The sequence below is a fragment of the Pseudomonas sp. rhizo25 genome (assembly GCF_031931935.1).
GTDB lineage: Bacteria > Pseudomonadota > Gammaproteobacteria > Pseudomonadales > Pseudomonadaceae > Aquipseudomonas > Aquipseudomonas synxantha.
The window spans coordinates 15,229-33,078 of record NZ_JAUJXA010000001.1 but is presented as its reverse complement, the minus strand read 5'-3'; the positions used below and the strand labels follow the sequence as shown (position 1 = coordinate 33,078).

General features: G+C 59.1%; 14 protein-coding genes. 11 read left to right on the top strand and 3 right to left on the bottom strand.

The genetic code is table 11. The annotated features are described in order from the left end of the window. Positions 1-188: 188 nt before the first annotated feature. Positions 189-2,108 (top strand): ATP-binding cassette domain-containing protein, encoded by a 1,920-nt coding sequence (locus tag QZR30_RS00120; RefSeq protein WP_068966616.1) that lies wholly within the window; start codon positions 189-191, stop codon positions 2,106-2,108. Positions 2,109-2,241: 133 nt separating this feature from the next. Here the strand turns inward: QZR30_RS00120 and QZR30_RS00115 are convergent, their stop codons facing one another. Then, the gene (locus QZR30_RS00115) at positions 2,242-2,682 is read right to left on the bottom strand and encodes a universal stress protein (RefSeq protein WP_043047503.1); all 441 of its coding nucleotides are present in this window, start codon (positions 2,680-2,682) and stop codon (positions 2,242-2,244) included. Between the two features lie 105 nt (positions 2,683-2,787). Between QZR30_RS00115 and QZR30_RS00110 the strand changes: the two genes are divergently transcribed. The 7 genes from QZR30_RS00110 (at position 2,788) to QZR30_RS00080 (ending at position 11,168) form a co-directional block, all read left to right on the top strand. Beyond that, complete coding sequence (locus tag QZR30_RS00110; protein WP_046071493.1) at positions 2,788-3,225, top strand: hypothetical protein; 438 nt, start codon at positions 2,788-2,790, stop codon at positions 3,223-3,225. 458 nt (positions 3,226-3,683) lie between these two features. Further along, positions 3,684-5,831, top strand: coding sequence for a fatty acid oxidation complex subunit alpha FadB (gene fadB, locus QZR30_RS00105; RefSeq protein ID WP_005786151.1), 2,148 nt, complete (start codon positions 3,684-3,686; stop codon positions 5,829-5,831). Positions 5,832-5,860: 29 nt separating this feature from the next. Further along, on the top strand, positions 5,861-7,036 hold the full coding sequence (gene fadA, locus QZR30_RS00100; protein WP_043047500.1) for an acetyl-CoA C-acyltransferase FadA: 1,176 nt from the start codon (positions 5,861-5,863) through the stop codon (positions 7,034-7,036). A gap of 98 nt (positions 7,037-7,134) precedes the next feature. Further along, positions 7,135-7,371: a DUF1653 domain-containing protein gene (locus tag QZR30_RS00095; protein ID WP_046071494.1), complete on the top strand. Its 237-nt coding sequence runs from the start codon at positions 7,135-7,137 to the stop codon at positions 7,369-7,371. 114 nt (positions 7,372-7,485) lie between these two features. After that, on the top strand, positions 7,486-10,107 hold the full coding sequence (gene topA, locus QZR30_RS00090) for a type I DNA topoisomerase (protein ID WP_043047499.1): 2,622 nt from the start codon (positions 7,486-7,488) through the stop codon (positions 10,105-10,107). 190 nt (positions 10,108-10,297) lie between these two features. After that, complete coding sequence (locus tag QZR30_RS00085; protein WP_046071495.1) at positions 10,298-10,819, top strand: DUF6586 family protein; 522 nt, start codon at positions 10,298-10,300, stop codon at positions 10,817-10,819. A gap of 115 nt (positions 10,820-10,934) precedes the next feature. Beyond that, entirely contained in the window at positions 10,935-11,168 is a 234-nt protein-coding gene (locus QZR30_RS00080; RefSeq protein WP_005786160.1) for a hypothetical protein, read from the top strand. A 37-nt stretch (positions 11,169-11,205) separates the two neighbouring features. Here the strand turns inward: QZR30_RS00080 and sulA are convergent, their stop codons facing one another. Then, positions 11,206-11,679 carry an SOS-induced cell division inhibitor SulA gene (sulA, locus tag QZR30_RS00075; protein ID WP_046071496.1) on the bottom strand — a complete coding sequence of 158 codons (474 nt, stop codon included), beginning with the start codon at positions 11,677-11,679 and terminating at the stop codon, positions 11,206-11,208. A 10-nt stretch (positions 11,680-11,689) separates the two neighbouring features. Then, on the bottom strand, positions 11,690-12,298 hold the full coding sequence (gene lexA, locus QZR30_RS00070) for a transcriptional repressor LexA (protein ID WP_003172575.1): 609 nt from the start codon (positions 12,296-12,298) through the stop codon (positions 11,690-11,692). A gap of 263 nt (positions 12,299-12,561) precedes the next feature. Between lexA and QZR30_RS00065 the strand changes: the two genes are divergently transcribed. The 3 genes from QZR30_RS00065 to QZR30_RS00055 all read left to right on the top strand — a co-directional run bounded on the left by QZR30_RS00065 (position 12,562) and on the right by QZR30_RS00055 (position 17,849). After that, complete coding sequence (locus QZR30_RS00065) at positions 12,562-13,269, top strand: TetR/AcrR family transcriptional regulator (RefSeq protein WP_046071497.1); 708 nt, start codon at positions 12,562-12,564, stop codon at positions 13,267-13,269. Between the two features lie 136 nt (positions 13,270-13,405). Continuing rightward, a complete protein-coding gene (nagZ, locus tag QZR30_RS00060; protein WP_046071498.1) occupies positions 13,406-14,416 on the top strand; it encodes a beta-N-acetylhexosaminidase in 1,011 nt (336 codons plus the stop codon). A 127-nt stretch (positions 14,417-14,543) separates the two neighbouring features. Beyond that, complete coding sequence (locus tag QZR30_RS00055; RefSeq protein ID WP_311902815.1) at positions 14,544-17,849, top strand: DEAD/DEAH box helicase; 3,306 nt, start codon at positions 14,544-14,546, stop codon at positions 17,847-17,849. Position 17,850: the final 1 nt, after the last annotated feature.

Here is a 17,850-nt window from a genome sequence, read left to right as displayed (position 1 = left end):
ACTAGCACCGGCACTGCCGACACTGATTGCCCCTAGCTTAGCCTTTTGCCAGCGGCCCGCGAAAGCTTTGCCGGTCGGTCGGTTGAAGATCGCCGGAAATGTCCTACAGAACGTGTCGATAGAGAAAATCCCGACCGCATCCCACCCTCAAGTCAGGTAGAATGCGCGCCCAGTTTTTGGAGAAGCGTATGACCCTGCTCAAATTCAGCGATGTGTCCCTTGCTTTCGGCGCCATGCCGTTGTTGGACAAGGTGTCCTGGCAGATCGCCCGTGGTGAGCGGGTGTGCATCATCGGCCGCAACGGCACCGGCAAGTCCAGCATGATGAAGCTGGTAAAAGGCGACCAGAAGCCCGATGACGGCTCTGTCTGGCGTGCCCCGGGCCTCAAGATTGGCGAATTGCCGCAAGAATTGCCGGTGGCCGACGGACGGACAGTGTTCGACGTGGTTGCCGAAGGCCTGGACGGCGTTGGCGAGTTGCTCGCGCAATACCATCACCTGGCGCAGAACTGCGTCACCGAGGAAGACCTGGACAAGCTGATGCACGTCCAGCAAGACCTCGAAGCCCGTGACGGCTGGCGCTTGCAGCAACTGGTGGACAGCACCCTGAGCCGCCTGCAACTGCCGGCAGACAAGACCCTCGCCGAATTGTCCGGCGGCTGGCGTCGCCGTGTGCTGCTGGCCCAGGCGCTGGTGTCCGAGCCGGACCTGCTGCTGCTCGACGAACCGACCAACCACCTGGACATCGGCGCCATCGCCTGGCTTGAAGAAGCCATCAAGGACTTCCAGGGCGCCGTGCTGTTTATCACGCACGACCGTGCATTCCTGCAGAGCCTGGCTACGCGCATCCTCGAGCTGGACCGTGGCGGCCTGATCGACTGGAACGGCGACTACGCCAGCTTCCTGGTGCACAAGGAAGCCGCCCTGGCTGCCGAAGAAACGGCCAACGCGCTGTTTGACAAAAAGCTGGCTCAGGAAGAAGTCTGGATCCGCCAGGGCATCAAGGCCCGTCGCACCCGTAACGAAGGCCGCGTACGTGCCTTGAAAGCCTTGCGCGTCGAGCGTAGCGAACGCCGCGAGCGTACCGGCAAGGCCAATATCCAGCTGGATACCGCCGACAAGTCGGGCAAACAAGTCATGGTGCTGGAGAACGTCAGCTTCCATCACCCGGACGGCCCGTTCCTGATCAAGGACTTTTCCATGGTCCTGCAGCGAGGCGACCGTATTGGCCTGCTGGGCGCCAACGGCACCGGCAAGACCACCCTGTTGAAGCTGATGCTCAGCGGTCTGCAACCGACCAGCGGCAAGGTGGAAGAGGGCACGCGCATCGACGTGGCCTACTTTGACCAGTTGCGCCATCAGTTGGACCTGGAAAAGACCGTGATCGACAACGTCGCCGAAGGCCGCGACTTTATCGACATCGACGGCCAGAGCCGCCATGTGCTCAGCTACCTGGGCGACTTCCTGTTCAGCCCGCAACGTGCGCGTACGCCGGTCAAGGCTCTGTCCGGTGGTGAGCGTGCGCGTTTGCTGCTGGCCAAGCTGTTCAGCAAGCCGGCCAACCTGCTGGTGCTCGACGAACCGACCAACGACCTCGATGTGGAAACCCTCGAGTTGCTCGAAGAAGTGCTGCTGACGTTCAACGGCACTGTGCTGATGGTCAGCCACGACCGGGAATTCCTCGACAACGTGGTCACCAGCACCCTGGTCTTTGAAGGTGAAGGCAAGGTGCGCGAATACGTCGGTGGTTACCAGGACTGGCTGCGCCAGGGCGGCTCGCCGCGTCTGCTGGGAGTGACCGAGAGCAAGTCCGGCAAGGCCGACCTGTCCTCGGCGGTGGTGACTCCTGTGCAAGAGGCTGCACCGGCCCAGGAAGCTGCACCAGCGGCCAAGAAGAAACTCAGCTACAAGCTGCAGCGTGAGCTGGAAGCCTTACCGGGTGAGATCGACGCCAAGGAACAGCAGATTGCCGCGGTAGAAGCGCAAATGGCTGACGCCGGTTTCTACCTGCGCCCGGCGGCAGAAACCGCTGCGGTCATCGCTTCCCTGGAGACGTTGAACCAGGAGCTGGAAGCGTTGGTTGAGCGTTGGGCCGAGCTGGATGCCTGAGTGATTGCTGGGCAATAAAAAACCCGGTGTTCATCTGATGAGCACCGGGTTTTCTATATGAAGCGCGATTCAAAATGTGGGAGGGGCGGTGCGACGATTCGACTTGCCCCTCCCACATTAGCCTCCATCGGTCTTACGAATTTTTTACCAGCTTGACGGCCAGTACATCGCACGGCGCGCCGTGCAGTACATCATTGGCAGTAGAGCCCAGCAACAACGCCAAACCGTGACGACCATGGCTACCCACCACGATCAAGTCGCAAGCCTTTTCCTTGGCCAAGTGGTGGATTTCCTGGCGCGGTTGGCCGTATGTCAGGTGGCAGTCTTCCTTTTTCAGGTGCGGGTATTTGAGAATCAAACGGTCCAGGCGCTCCTTGGCCTGGTCGAATTGTTGTTGCTGCAACTGGGAAAGGTCCATCGGTACGTCACCGCCAAAGGCCATGGCCATGGGCTCGACGATATGCACCAGCGACAGTATGGCGCCATTGGCCAATGCAGATTCCTGCGCGCGCTTGATCACCGGATCGCACTCTTCGGTCAGATCGACAGCGACCAGAATATGTTTGTAGGGCATGAGGCGTTCCTCCAAGGGACTGCAATAAGTTCAGTATGGCTGCTTTCAAGCGGATGGGGTTGCGTCAGGTCAAATCCGCTCATCTAGAAATTCGGGAGTACACATATGACGGTGTGGATAGTGGTGTCAATCCTTGCGGTGGTTTTAAGCCCCCTGGCCTGGCTGCGCCCGTCGCGTGGACAGAGCGGGCGCATGGCCCTGCGCATGGAGGCGCGCCGCATCGGCCTGGCCATGCAGCTCGCGCCCCAGGAGTGGCCGCATTGGCTCAAGCAGGAGCCGCCGAGCCCCTGTGCGCAATACTGTCGGCCACGTCGCGGCAGCACCCCGGCCCTCTGGAGTTACTGGCAGCTGGAGCCGGGGGTGTGGGTCAATCAATGGCGTGAAGTGTGCGTGGATGAAAAGTTGTTGCCGCATTTTGCGACGCTGCCGGCGAACGTCTACAAGGTCGAGGCCGACAAGCAGATGATCGCCTTGTACTGGGGCGAGAAGGGCGACATGAGTGTGTTGAAGGATATTGATGCGTTGCTCAGGGCCTTGGCCTGACACTCCTACAGAGGCCGGGCAATAAAAAGCCCGACATCATCATCGGGCTGGAGGTGGCCAGGCAGGCCGGTAAATCTGCAAGTTGCCGCTAGCCTAGCCGTATATCCCTTTCTGTACAGCCATTTCCCACATCTTTTCTATTATTGATCTTGTGAATATTTAAATATTGACGGGTTGCCCGCCCGTGGTCCGGGTTCTGAAATGACTGGAAAGTCGCGTTTTTCCTAGCCTTTGGAGCGATTGACAATTGCTCGGAATTGGATGAAGGTGGCGTACCCAAATCAAACGGGCGTATGAATTGAGCGTTTGCCTGTCAGACGACTCGTACAGAATCCCGACTATCGCACTGGCGGGTGTGCCTGGCTGATTGGCGTGAGCATTGATGCAACTGTCAATGTCAAACCAGCGACCAGCGTCCAGTGTGTACTGTTCAGCTTCCATATCGTGGAGATCAGTTGATGATTTACGAAGGTAAAGCCATCACGGTTAAGGCTCTTGAAAGTGGCATCGTCGAACTCAAATTCGACCTCAAGGGTGAGTCCGTCAACAAGTTCAACCGTCTAACCCTGAACGAACTGCGTCAGGCCGTAGACACCATCAAAGCAGATGCTTCGGTCAAGGGCGTGATCGTCTCCAGCGGCAAGGACGTGTTTATCGTCGGCGCTGACATCACCGAATTCGTCGACAACTTCAAGCTGCCCGATGCCGAGCTGGTGGCTGGCAACCTCGAAGCCAACAAGATCTTCAGCGATTTCGAAGACCTCAACGTGCCGACCGTTGCCGCGATCAATGGCATCGCGCTGGGCGGCGGCCTTGAAATGTGCCTGGCGGCGGATTTCCGCGTCATGTCCGCCACCGCCAAGATCGGCCTGCCGGAAGTCAAACTGGGCATCTACCCAGGTTTTGGCGGCACCGTGCGCCTGCCGCGCCTGATCGGTGCTGACAATGCTATCGAGTGGATCGCCGCCGGTAAGGAAAACAAGGCCGAAGACGCCCTGAAAGTCGGTGCTGTCGACGCTGTTGTTGCCCCGGACAAACTGGCCGAAGCTGCGCTGAACCTGATCAAGGGCGCCATCAGCGGCGAATTTGACTACAAGGCCAAGCGTCAGCCAAAGCTGGAAAAACTCAAGCTCAACGCCATCGAACAAATGATGTCGTTCGAAACCGCCAAGGGTTTCGTGGCTGGCCAGGCCGGCCCGAACTACCCGGCGCCGGTTGAAGCGATCAAGACTATCCAGAAGGCCGCGAACTTCGGTCGCGACAAGGCCCTTGAAGTGGAAGCGGCCGGCTTCGTCAAGCTGGCGAAGACCTCGGCGGCCCAGAGCCTGATCGGCTTGTTCCTGAACGATCAGGAACTGAAGAAAAAGGCCAAGGCCTACGACGAAATCGCCAAGGACGTGAAGCAGGCTGCCGTACTCGGCGCCGGTATCATGGGTGGCGGCATCGCCTATCAGTCGGCGTCCAAGGGCACGCCGATCCTGATGAAAGACATCAACGAACACGGTATCGAGCAGGGCCTGGCCGAAGCCGCCAAGCTGCTGGTTGGCCGTGTTGATAAAGGTCGCATGACCGCGGCGAAAATGGCCGAGGTGCTTAATGGCATTCGTCCTACGCTATCTTACGGCGATTTCGGCCACGTCGACCTGGTGGTCGAAGCGGTTGTCGAGAACCCGAAGGTCAAGCAGGCCGTGTTGGCTGAAGTTGAAGCCCAGGTCAAGGACGACACCATCCTGGCGTCCAACACCTCAACCATTTCCATCTCGCTGCTGGCCAAGGCCCTCAAGCGGCCGGAAAACTTCGTCGGCATGCACTTCTTCAACCCGGTGCACATGATGCCGCTGGTGGAAGTGATCCGTGGCGAGAAATCCAGCGAGCTGGCGGTTGCCACCACCGTTGCCTACGCCAAGAAAATGGGCAAGAACCCGATCGTGGTCAATGACTGCCCGGGCTTCCTGGTCAACCGCGTACTATTCCCCTACTTCGGCGGTTTCGCCAAGCTGGTCAGCGCCGGTGTGGACTTCGTGCGCATCGACAAGGTCATGGAAAAATTCGGCTGGCCAATGGGCCCGGCGTACCTGATGGACGTGGTCGGTATCGACACCGGCCACCACGGTCGCGACGTGATGGCTGAGGGCTTCCCGGACCGCATGAAAGACGACCGCCGCTCGGCGATCGATGCGCTGTACGAGGCCAAGCGCCTGGGTCAGAAGAATGGCAAGGGTTTCTACGCCTACGAGGCCGACAAGAAGGGCAAGCAGAAGAAAGTGGCCGACCCGTCGGTGCATGAAGTGCTGGCTCCGGTTATCTACGAACAGCGTGAGGTGTCCGACGAGGACATCATCAACTGGATGATGATCGCCCTGTGCCTGGAAACCGTGCGTTGCCTGGAAGACGGCATTGTCGAGACCGCCGCCGAAGCCGATATGGGCCTGGTGTACGGTATCGGTTTCCCTCCATTCCGTGGTGGTGCGCTGCGTTACATCGATTCGATCGGTGTGGCTGAGTTCGTTGCCCTGGCTGACAAATACGCTGATTTGGGCCCGCTGTACCACCCGACCGCGAAGCTGCGTGAAATGGCCAAGAACGGCCAGAGCTTCTTCGGTTAAGTGCCCAGACGACTAGAGCGAGAATATTTATGAGCTTGAATCCAAGAGACGTCGTGATTGTCGACTTCGGTCGTACTCCGATGGGCCGCTCCAAGGGCGGCATGCACCGCAACACCCGTGCCGAAGACATGTCGGCGCACCTGATCAGCAAGCTGCTGGAACGCAACGTCAAGGTTGATCCCAACGAAGTCGAAGACGTGATCTGGGGCTGCGTCAACCAGACCCTGGAGCAAGGCTGGAACATCGCACGCATGGCTTCCTTGATGACCCAGATCCCGCACACCGCGGCTGGCCAGACCGTCAGCCGCCTGTGTGGCTCCTCGATGAGTGCACTGCACACCGCTGCCCAGGCGATCATGACCGGCAACGGCGATGTATTCGTTGTCGGTGGCGTGGAACACATGGGCCACGTCAGCATGATGCACGGTGTCGATCCTAACCCGCACATGTCGCTGTACGCGGCGAAAGCCTCGGGCATGATGGGCCTGACCGCAGAAATGCTCGGCAAGATGCACGGCATCACCCGTGAGGCCCAGGACGCGTTCGGCGTGCGTTCCCACCAGCTCGCCCACAAGGCGACCGTGGAAGGCAAGTTCAAGGATGAAATCATCCCGATGAACGGCTACGACGAGAACGGCTTCCTGAAACTGTTCGATTACGACGAAACCATTCGTCCGGACACCACCCTGGAAAGCCTGGCGGCCCTCAAGCCGGCTTTCAACCCAAAGGGCGGCACCGTGACCGCCGGTACGTCGTCGCAAATCACCGACGGTGCCTCGTGCATGATCGTGATGTCGGCGCAGCGTGCCCAGGACCTGGGTATCCAGCCGCTGGCCGTGATCCGTTCGATGGCAGTGGCGGGTGTGGACCCGGCAATCATGGGCTATGGTCCAGTACCGGCCACACAAAAAGCCTTGAAGCGCGCAGGCCTGACCATCAACGACATCGACTTCTTCGAGCTCAACGAAGCTTTCGCCGCACAGGCCCTGCCAGTGCTGAAAGATTTGAAAGTGCTCGACAAGATGAACGAGAAGGTTAACCTGCACGGCGGTGCGATTGCCCTGGGCCACCCATTCGGTTGCTCCGGTGCACGTATCTCCGGCACTTTGCTTAATGTGATGAAGCAAAATGGCGGCAACCTTGGGGTTGCAACCATGTGCATTGGTCTCGGCCAAGGCATTTCCACCGTCTTCGAACGCGTCTAAGCGTTTCGTTGACGGAAGCCGGGGCCCAGTGCCCCGGTTTTTGTTTTTTGAAACTTTTTAATATTTTTTTTCAACAAATTTTGTAAGGGGGCCAGAGCATGAAAGTCGAACCAGGGCTCTACCAACATTATAAGGGGCCGCAGTACCGCGTTTTCAGCGTGGCACGCCACTCCGAAACCGAAGAAGAAGTGGTGTTCTACCAAGCACTGTATGGCGAATACGGCTTTTGGGTACGCCCCTTGAGCATGTTCCTTCAGACCGTCGAAGTTGACGGCGAGCAGGTCCCGCGCTTTGCTTTGGTCCAGGCCGAACCCAGTCTTTTTAAAGGGCAATAACGGCAGGTCGCGCAGAATGCTGCGCTTGACCTCACCTTGTTGCCACTATATATAGCGTTGCCGCGTCAGGCGCCAACTGCCTTTCACTTCTCGAATTCAGGAACTTTCCGATCCATGGGCAAATCGCTGGTCATTGTGGAATCCCCGGCTAAGGCCAAGACCATCAACAAGTACTTGGGCAACGAGTACGTGGTGAAGTCGAGTATCGGCCATATCCGAGACCTGCCCACCAGCGGTTCGGCTAGCGCCAGCAAGGAGCCTGCCGCCAAGCGCGGCAAGGCGGCTGCGGGCGAAGGTCCGGTGCTCAGCCCTAAAGAGAAAGCGCGCAAGCAGCTGGTCTCGCGCATGGGGGTGGATCCGGACCATGGCTGGAAGGCCAAGTACGAAATCCTTCCGGGCAAGGAAAAGGTCATCGAAGAGCTGCGCCGGCTCGCCAAGGATGCTGACACCATCTATCTCGCGACGGACTTGGACCGCGAAGGGGAAGCCATTGCCTGGCACCTGCGCGAAGCCATTGGCGGCGATGACAGCCGCTACAAGCGTGTGGTGTTCAACGAAATCACCAAGAAAGCCATCCAGGAAGCCTTCTCCAAGCCGGGGGAGCTGGACATTGACCGCGTCAATGCCCAGCAGGCCCGTCGTTTCCTCGATCGCGTGGTGGGCTATATGGTCTCGCCACTGCTATGGGCGAAGATCGCCCGTGGTTTGTCCGCTGGCCGTGTGCAATCGGTAGCGGTCAAGCTGGTGGTAGAGCGTGAGCGCGAAATCCGTGCGTTCAACCCCGAAGAATACTGGGAAGTCCACGCCGATCTCGGCACCGCCAAGGGCGCCAACGTGCGCTTCGAAGTGGCCCGGGAAAAAGGCGAGGCTTTCAAGCCGCTGAACGAAGCCCAGGCCATGGCCGCGCTGGAAAAGCTCAAGGCTTCCAGCTACAGCATCGTCAAGCGCGAAGACAAACCGACCAGCAGCAAGCCGTCGGCGCCTTTCATCACCTCCACCCTGCAACAGGCCGCGAGCAACCGCCTGGGTTTCGGGGTGAAGAAAACCATGATGATGGCCCAGCGTCTGTACGAAGCCGGCTACATCACTTATATGCGTACCGACTCCACCAACCTGTCGCAAGACGCGGTGGCGATGGCGCGCACCTATATTGAAAGCGAATTCGGCAAGAAGTACCTGCCGGAGAAGCCCAACGTCTACAGCAGCAAAGAGGGCGCCCAGGAGGCTCACGAAGCGATTCGTCCCTCTGATGCCAACACCGAGCCCTCCAAGCTGAGCGGCATGGAGCGCGACGCTGAGCGCCTCTATGAGCTGATCTGGCGCCAGTTCCTGGCCTGCCAGATGCTGCCGGCGCAATACCTGTCTACCACTGTCAGTGTGGGCGCTGGCGACTTCGAGCTGCGTGCCAAGGGCCGTATCCTCAAGTTCGACGGCTACACCCGCGTCATGCCGCAAATCGCCAAGCCAGGCGATGACGACGTGCTGCCGGACATGGCCCAGGGCGATACGTTGAAGCTGATCAAGCTCGACCCGTCCCAGCACTTCACCAAGCCGCCGGCGCGCTATTCGGAAGCCAGCCTGGTGAAGGAGATGGAAAAACGCGGTATCGGTCGCCCGTCGACCTATGCGGCAATCATCTCCACCATCCAGGATCGTGGCTACGTCGCGCTGCACAACCGTCGTTTCTATTCGGAAAAGATGGGCGACATCGTTACCGAGCGCCTGTCGGAGAGCTTCTCCAACCTGATGGACTACGGTTTCACCGCCGGCATGGAAGAGAACCTCGACGACGTGGCCCAGGGCGAGCGCGACTGGAAAAACGTGCTCGACGAGTTCTATGGCGACTTCAAGAAAAAACTCGAAGTGGCTGAAAGCCCTGAGAGCGGCATGCGTGCCAACCAGCCGGTAATGACCGACATCCCGTGCCTGACCTGTGGCCGTCCGATGCAGATTCGTACTGCGTCCACCGGCGTGTTCCTCGGTTGCTCGGGCTACAGCCTGCCGCCGAAAGAGCGCTGCAAGGCGACCGTCAACCTGGTGCCAGGTGATGAGATCGCGGCCGATGACGAGGGCGAATCCGAGTCGCTGGTGTTGCGTGGCAAGCACCGCTGCCCGATCTGCAGCACGGCGATGGACGCCTACCTGCTGGACGAGAAGCACAAGCTGCACATCTGCGGTAACAACCCGGACTGCAATGGCTACGAGATTGAAGAGGGCACTTACCGCATCAAGGGCTACGAAGGCCCGAGCCTGGAATGCGACAAGTGCGGCAGCGAGATGCAGCTCAAGACCGGTCGTTTCGGCAAGTTCTTCGGCTGCACCAACCCTACGTGCAAGAACACCCGAAAACTGCTGAAAAGTGGTGACGCGGCGCCGCCGAAGATGGACCCGGTGAAGATGCCTGAGCTCAAGTGCGAGAAGGTCAACGACACCTACATCCTGCGTGACGGTGCTTCGGGCCTGTTCCTGGCGGCCAGCCAGTTCCCGAAAAACCGCGAGACCCGTGCGCCGCTGGTGATGGAAATCGTACCGCACAAGGACGAGATCGATCCCAAGTACCACTTCCTGTGTGAAGCGCCGAAGAAGGACCCGGATGGTCGTCCAGCCGTGATCCGCTACAGCCGCAAGACCAAGGAGCAGTACGTGCAGACCGAAGTGGACGGCAAGCCTACTGGCTGGAAAGCGTTCTACGACGGTGGCAAGTGGAAGGTCGAGGACAAGCGCCAGGGCGCTTGATCCGCTAGTCTGTTAACGCCAAAAGCCGTCTGTATAGACGGTTTTTGCTTACTGTAGGAGCGAGCTTGCTCGCGAAGATCGTTAGTTAAACGCGGGAAGCCTGGCACCCTGCCGTGCCGGGAGGTTTTTCGCGAGCAAGCTCGCTCCTACACAGCCAGCATCACGCCTATTCGTTGTGGAGATTGCCGTCATGGCCAACGAACTCTATACCCGTACCAATCAGAAAATTTACTTCGCGGGTTTGTCCTTGGAGGCCCTTGGCCGTGCCGAGGAAGGGAAGGAGATGAACGCCATCGCGCTGGTCCAGGCGGGGCGCGAGGCGGCCTTGTTCCATCTGTATGGCGCTTTGCTGGGTTTGTGTCATGAAATCGCCGGGTTCTATCGCTTGCCCCAGGCCGGCTCGCCCAGAGCGGAAATGATCATGAATCACGAAGTGCTGGAATCCATGGCGATCCCTGAGTTGGCAGAGTTGGTGGAAATGACCCAGAGCCCTGACAGTTGGGTGGCGCGGTTGCTCAAGGCGCATGCAGATATGTTTCAGCCGCCGCGTATTCCTCATGTGCCCAAAGGCGATGTCACCCAGCCGCTGATCGTCGCCGTGGCGTTGGAACAGGATGAGCCCAAGCCCCTGAGCCGCGAAGAGTTGGAAAGCTGGCGCCAGGAGCTGAAAAAGATGGCGCTGCGGTTTCGTGAGGGTTTGAACGAGTGCTGAAAGTGGGCACTTGCCCGGCACCATTCATCACGCGGTAAAGAAACCTGCCCAGTTACCCTGCGAGGCTGGGTGGATGACTGATATAATCCCGGCCTTTCGTGGAGAACAGACTTTTATGCCAACGTCCTTTCTGGAAATTGTTGAACTGCCTGATGGCCGAATCGAACTGCGCCGAGCTGAGGACGAAGGTTCTCTAGTCATTCTGGATTTCTCCGAAGATGCCAAAGTGTTCCTGCAGGGGCAGCATGTGGAAGTAGCCAAGGCCATGTTGAGCGTGGGCGTGCAGATGGCAGGTCGCCTGGCGGAAGGCGAGCCTGAGAAAGACGACGGCCCGCGGGTTCTTCACTGAGCCCCGATAACAAGCTCGCTCGCCACCACAAGCCCCTCTATCCCAAGCGAATATTCAAGCTCTGTGCATCACCTGTGCGTGCGGCACTGATCAGTTGCTGCTTGGCGCTGGCATTCAGCGGATTCAACCAACTCACCACCGTATGACTACGACCCAGGCGCAAGGCTTCGCAGGTCAGCTGTTGGGCGCTCTGCGTTCCGCGTGGTTGCAGCAACAGGATGCGCTCGCGGTTGAGGCCGGCCTCCCGCAGCCAGGCCTGCGTCAGGCTGGCGGGCGGGGCGATCAGCGTCAGCCAGCGTGCGTCCTTGTCTTCGCTCAAGTCGCGCAGAATGGGAGCCAGCAGGTTCAGGCAGCTCTCAGCCGCACCGCGCAACGACAATTCACTGAATGCCTCGGGCTCGCCGCCCCAGGGGGCCTCGACCGTTTCCTTGAGGATGGGCGCAAGGGGTTGGGCCATGAAGGCCTCGAACAGCGACAGTTGGGCGTGTTGTGGGGTGTGCACGAGCTGCATGATGCCTCCTTTAGCGGCGAATGACGCCGACACTCAAGCCTTCGATCACCAGGTCCTGGTCTTTCAGGTTGACTTCGATCGGGGCAAACTCAGGGTTCTCAGCCAGCAGCCAAACCTTGCTGCCTTCACGCTTGAAGCGTTTGACGGTGACTTCGTCGCCGATACGGGCCACGACGATCTGACCATTGCGGGCTTCGCGGGTGGTGTGGACGGCCAGCAGGTCGCCGTCAAAGATGCCCACGTCCTTCATGCTCATGCCGTGCACGCGCAGCAGGTAGTCGGCCCGAGGATGGAAGAACGTCGGGTTGATGTTGCAGGATTCCTCGACGTGCTGCTGCGCCAGGATCGGCGCACCGGCGGCGACGCGACCGATGATCGGCAATGTCGATTCGTCGGCCTTGGCTTCGAAGCCAGGGATGCGAATACCCCGCGAGGCACCCGGGGTCATCTCGATCGCGCCCTTGCGGGCGAGGGCCTTGAGATGCTCTTCTGCGGCGTTCGGGGACTTGAACCCCAGCTCCAGGGCAATTTCCGCACGGGTCGGCGGGTAACCATTGTCATCAAGGCAGCGCTTGATAAAAGCCAGAATCTCAGCTTGGCGTGGCGTCAGTTTTAGCATGTTGATCGCTCTGTCTTTTTATACAGTGACTGGGATTATATACAGTGAACTGCGCTTGGCAATCATCCTTTTCATCGGCTCCGCTGGACGGTCATTCGTCACCCTTCCTACAGCCCAGGAATAGTGCTTCCTACAGAGCGAGAAGGATGTGATTAAATAGCCATGCAAGTGATGACTGCCCGGCCGGAAAACGAACCTCCAGGCTTGACAAGACACACTCTGAAACGTATGTTTCAAACAAGTGTTTGTCAGGCGGAGTAGCCATGGCCCAGTCGGAAACCGTTGAACGCATTCTCGATGCTGCCGAGCAGTTGTTCGCGGAAAAAGGATTTGCTGAAACCTCACTGCGGCTGATCACCAGCAAGGCTGGGGTCAACCTTGCCGCCGTGAACTACCATTTCGGTTCAAAAAAAGCCCTGATCCAAGCCGTATTCTCACGCTTCCTGGGGCCGTTCTGCGCCAGTCTCGATCGTGAGCTGGAGCGCCGTCAGGCCAAGGCCGATCACAAGCCGAGCCTGGAAGACCTGCTGGAAATCCTCGTTGAGCAAGCGTTGGTCGTGCAGCCACGCAGCGGCAATGACCTGTCGATCTTCATGCGCCTGCTGGGCCTGGCATTCAGCCAGAGCCAGGGCCACCTGCGCCGTTATCTGGAAGACATGTACGGCAAGGTGTTCCGTCGCTACATGCTGCTTGTCAACGAAGCCGCCCCGCGTATTCCGCCTATCGAACTGTTCTGGCGCGTGCATTTCATGCTCGGCGCTGCAGCCTTCAGCATGTCCGGTATCAAGGCTTTGCGGGCGATTGCCGAGACCGATTTCGGGGTGAACACCTCCATCGAGCAGGTGATGCGCCTGATGGTGCCGTTTCTCGCGGCCGGCATGCGCGCCGAAACCGGCGTCACCGACCCGGCCATGGCCGCTGCCCAGTTGCGTCCACGCAGCAAGAACGCGCCGACCGCCGCCAAGGTTTGACCGCCCCCGGGTGTGCGCGGCCGCTTGCATCCGCTAAGCTAGCCGCCATGCCGATTTCAGCTATCTACTCGCAACCCGTCGTGCTTACCTTGCCCGGTAAGGGCGGTGGGCTGTGTGCGTTATTTAAGGAAGGTTTATGACTGCTGCCCTGCAAGGTTCTTTGATGGTCGACGTGGCTGGTACCTGGCTGACGGCCGAGGACCGCCATCTGTTGCGCCAACCGGAAGTGGGCGGCCTGATCATTTTTGCGCGCAATATCGAGCACCCACGCCAGGTTCGCGAGTTGAGCGCGGCAATCCGTGCGGTGCGCCCGGACCTGCTGCTGGCGGTCGACCAGGAAGGCGGGCGCGTACAGCGCCTGCGCCAGGGCTTCGTGCGCTTGCCGGCCATGCGTGCGCTGGCCGATAACCCCAACGCTGAATACCTGGCAGAACAGTGCGGCTGGATCATGGCCACCGAAGTACTGGCTGTGGGTCTCGACTTGAGTTTCGCCCCGGTGCTGGACCTGGATTACCAACGCAGCGCTGTGGTCGGCACTCGCTCCTTCGAAGGCGACCCCGAGCGCGCCGCCGTACTGGCCGGTGCCTTTATCCGCGGCATGAACAGCGCCGGCATGGCCGCCACCGGCAAACACTTCCCTGGCCACGGTTGGGCCGAGGCCGATTCCCACGTCGCCATTCCCAATGACGAGCGCAGCCTGGAACAAATCCGCGCCAATGACCTGGTGCCCTTCGCACGCTTGAGCAAGCAATTGGCCGCAGTGATGCCCGCGCACGTGATCTACCCGCAGGTGGACAGCCAGCCCGCCGGCTTCTCGCGCCGCTGGTTGCAGGACATTCTGCGCGGCGAGTTGCAGTTCGACGGGGTGATTTTCAGTGATGACCTGTCCATGGCGGGCGCCCATGTGGTCGGCGATGCGGCGAGTCGGATCGAGGCGGCGCTGACGGCGGGTTGTGATATGGGTCTGGTGTGCAATGACCGTGCGGCTGCCGAGCTGGCACTCACCGCCGCGCAGCGGATGAAGGTCACGCCGTCGGCGCGGATTGCGCGTATGCGTGGGCAGGCGGTTGCGTCGACTGATTACAAACAGGATCCGCGCTGGTTGACGGCTCTCACAGCGTTGCGGGACGCTCAGTTGATTGAGTGAACGGCGCCTGTGCTGTTAAGAAGCTTGGTGTAAGAAGCGTCTGAATATGGCTGTAGCTATCTCTTACCGCCTTGTAGGAGTCGCCCTGCTTTAAATCTCGTTGCTGACCGCTGTAGAGTTCTGCTCCATGAATGACCTGATTGCACGTATCGTCGAGTTGGATTGGCAGGAATACTTTGACCCTCGCTCGCTGGAGCGTGGCTTTGAGTATGCTGGCGAAAATCGTCTTGAGATAAAAGAATTCGGACAGGGCAGACTGATTGCACAGTGCAAGGGGTCTGGCCGTAATGTCTATAACCTGGTGATTACCCTGGAGGGTGCAGCATCACGTTGGACGGGCATCAGGTGCGTGTGTTCTTGCCCGGTGGCTATCAATTGCAAGCACGCCGCTGCAACCTTGTTTACGTTGACCGCGCTGTATGACGAGCTGAACGAACCGAAAAAACAGGTGGCTGACCGTCTGAACCCGCAGCTCGAAAACTGGCTTGAGAGTATCCCCAAGCCCGCTCCTGTAGATGAGGTACAACACAAGAACACTGGTACCTGTTTGCTGTATCAACTCGCCCCCGATGCTTATTCAATGAGGTGGTCACTAGAGGTATATCGGGCACGCGTGACGAAGAAAGGTGACTACAGCGATATCAAGCCGCTGCACTCGATGGATGAAATATTGCGGCGTACTCCCGCTTATATGCATGAGCTGGATATAAAGCTTGGTCGCTTGCTCATGTTGAGCCGTCCTTACCTAAGCTACGGCAGCGCTTTTCAGTTAACGGGTGAGGCGGGCGCCGAAATACTCCAGCTGGCGTTGAAAACCCAGCGTCTGTTTTTTGATTTGGATGCTGGGTTAGCGCTTAACCCAGGGCCTGTCCGTGCCGCTCGTTTCAATTGGGCCGTGATGCCTGATGGCAATTATTGTCCTGAATGGCTCAGCAATGGTCGTGAACTGGACGAAGTATTGCCTCTCAAGCCGCTCCATTATCTGGACTTGGGCAACATGCAGTTGGGCGTGCTTGAGCCTGGGGTGGATGAGAACCTGGCGATACATTTATGTGGCCTGCCCGTGATTCCAGCTGATCAGGTGGCGATGTTCAGTCATCGGCTCAGTGTGGTGTCCCAAGTCATTCCTCCGCCACGTGAGCTGACCGAGCGCGTCGTGGATACGCTGGAACCACAAGGCTGCCTCACCTTGGGAAGCGACGAATCCTACGTCTACAGCCAGACCGACTATCGACGAATGCCCTTCCTGGAACACCGCGCTGCCTTGGCTTTCCGTTACGACACCAGCCTGGTCAGCGGCAAGGGCACTGAAGACATCCTGTTTCTCAACGGCACCGAAACCCAGCGCATTCAACGCAAGCCGGCGTCTGAAAAAGCCCTGCGCAAGACGCTCACAAAAATCGGCTTCAAAACGGTCAATCGTAAAACCCGTGCGCTGCCTGCCAGTGCAGGAGAGATGTTCGATCTACCCAATGATGAAGCCTGGCTGGCGTTTGTTGAGAGCGGGCTGTCGGTTTTGCGTGAGGCAGGGTGGGACGTCGTCATCCATCCGGGGTTTTATTACGATGTGGAGGCTGTAGACGGCTGGTACGCGGACATCGAAGAGTCGCCCGGCCACGAGTGGTTTGACCTTGAGCTGGGCATTGAGGTCAACGGCGAGCGTCACAGCCTGCTGCCAATCGTATTAGACTTGATGCGTCGTCAACCCAAACTGCTTGACGCCGCCTACATGGCCGAGCGTGATGATCAAGAGCGCGTGTTGGTCAGTCTGGGCGCCCGCACTCATACCAAAGTCGCGCTGCCCTACGGTCGTATCAAACCCCTGATGGCGACCCTCGGCGAACTCTACCTGCGTGCACCAGAAGGCGATGCACTGCGGCTGAGTGCGCCGGATGCGGCACGGCTCAGTAATCTGGATGCACTACCCTTGGTCTGGCAGGGCGGCGAGCGACTGCGTGATTTCGCCAAGCGCCTTAAAGACTCCATTCACGTTCATGTGCCGGCTCCTCGGGGCCTGAACGCGGAACTGCGCGGCTATCAGCTCGAAGGGCTGAACTGGATGCAAACCCTGCGCGAGCTGGAAGTCGGCGGGATCCTGGGTGACGACATGGGGCTTGGCAAAACCCTGCAGGCGCTCGCCCATCTACTCTGCGAAAAGCAGTCTGGCCGTTTACAGGCGCCTGCACTGGCGGTAATGCCCACCAGCTTGATCCCGAACTGGATGGACGAAGCTGCGCGTTTTACGCCACAGCTCAAAGTCCTGGCACTGCACGGTGCGCAGCGTCAGGCTGACTTCACGGGCTTGACCGATTACGACCTGGTACTCACCACCTATGCACTGTTGCCGCGGGACCTTGAAGTCCTGCAGCCTCAGCGCTGGAGCGTGCTGATCCTGGACGAAGCGCAAAACATCAAGAACCCCAACAGCAAAGCGGCCCAGGCTGCTCGTCAGTTGGAGGCCGGTCAGCGTTTATGCTTAAGCGGTACGCCTTTGGAAAACCACTTGGGTGAGCTGTGGTCGCTGTTCCACTTCCTGTTACCGGGCTGGTTGGGCGACAGCAAAACCTTTAATCGTGATTACCGTACGCCCATCGAGAAACACGGTAATGCGCAGCGTATGCAGCACCTCAGCGCGCGTATCAAACCGTTCCTGTTGCGACGTAAAAAGGAGCAGGTCGCGACGGAATTACCGCCCAAGTCCGAAATCGTCCACTGGGTCGAGCTGAGCGACGCACAGCGGGATGTCTACGAAACGGTACGCGTGGCGATGGACAAAAAGGTGCGCGACGAAATCAGTCGGCATGGCGTGGCCCGTAGCCAAATCATCATTCTCGAAGCACTGCTCAAACTGCGCCAGGTGTGCTGTGACTTGCGCCTGGTCAAATCTGCGCCGGTGACTAAAGCTGTCAAGGCCGGCACTGGCAAGTTGGGCAGCCTGATGGAGATGCTGGAAGAGTTACTCAGCGAGGGGCGGCGGATTTTGTTGTTCTCGCAATTCACCTCGATGCTGGCGTTGATTGAAGAAGAGCTCAAGCAGCGTGGGCTTGAGTATTCGATCCTGACGGGAGACACCCTTGACCGACGTACGCCAGTGAAGAACTTCCAGGACGGCAAGACACCATTATTCCTGATCAGCCTGAAAGCGGGCGGTACGGGCTTGAACCTGACGGCGGCCGATACGGTGATTCATTACGATCCGTGGTGGAACCCTGCCGTGGAGAGTCAGGCCACCGACCGGGCTTATCGTATAGGCCAGGATAAGCCGGTGTTTGTGTACAAGATGATTGCCCGGGGCACGGTCGAGGAGAAGATTCAGGCGTTGCAGTTGGAGAAGGCTGCATTGGCTGATGGGGTGCTGGAAGGTGGCGCCGGTGCGGGTTGGACGCTGGAGCAGAGGGATATTGAGGCGCTGTTTGCGCCTTTACCTGGCTGAA

Bases quoted from the DNA above. Each gene is read 5' to 3' on its own strand.
- QZR30_RS00120 (WP_068966616.1), top strand. From the start codon at position 189: ATGACCCTGCTCAAATTCAGCGATGTGTCCCTTGCTTTCGGCGCCATG.
- QZR30_RS00115 (WP_043047503.1), bottom strand. From the start codon at position 2,682: ATGCCCTACAAACATATTCTGGTCGCTGTCGATCTGACCGAAGAGTGC.
- QZR30_RS00110 (WP_046071493.1), top strand. From the start codon at position 2,788: ATGACGGTGTGGATAGTGGTGTCAATCCTTGCGGTGGTTTTAAGCCCC.
- fadB (WP_005786151.1), top strand. From the start codon at position 3,684: ATGATTTACGAAGGTAAAGCCATCACGGTTAAGGCTCTTGAAAGTGGC.
- fadA (WP_043047500.1), top strand. From the start codon at position 5,861: ATGAGCTTGAATCCAAGAGACGTCGTGATTGTCGACTTCGGTCGTACT.
- QZR30_RS00095 (WP_046071494.1), top strand. From the start codon at position 7,135: ATGAAAGTCGAACCAGGGCTCTACCAACATTATAAGGGGCCGCAGTAC.
- topA (WP_043047499.1), top strand. From the start codon at position 7,486: ATGGGCAAATCGCTGGTCATTGTGGAATCCCCGGCTAAGGCCAAGACC.
- QZR30_RS00085 (WP_046071495.1), top strand. From the start codon at position 10,298: ATGGCCAACGAACTCTATACCCGTACCAATCAGAAAATTTACTTCGCG.
- QZR30_RS00080 (WP_005786160.1), top strand. From the start codon at position 10,935: ATGCCAACGTCCTTTCTGGAAATTGTTGAACTGCCTGATGGCCGAATC.
- sulA (WP_046071496.1), bottom strand. From the start codon at position 11,679: ATGCAGCTCGTGCACACCCCACAACACGCCCAACTGTCGCTGTTCGAG.
- lexA (WP_003172575.1), bottom strand. From the start codon at position 12,298: ATGCTAAAACTGACGCCACGCCAAGCTGAGATTCTGGCTTTTATCAAG.
- QZR30_RS00065 (WP_046071497.1), top strand. From the start codon at position 12,562: ATGGCCCAGTCGGAAACCGTTGAACGCATTCTCGATGCTGCCGAGCAG.
- nagZ (WP_046071498.1), top strand. From the start codon at position 13,406: ATGACTGCTGCCCTGCAAGGTTCTTTGATGGTCGACGTGGCTGGTACC.
- QZR30_RS00055 (WP_311902815.1), top strand. From the start codon at position 14,544: ATGAATGACCTGATTGCACGTATCGTCGAGTTGGATTGGCAGGAATAC.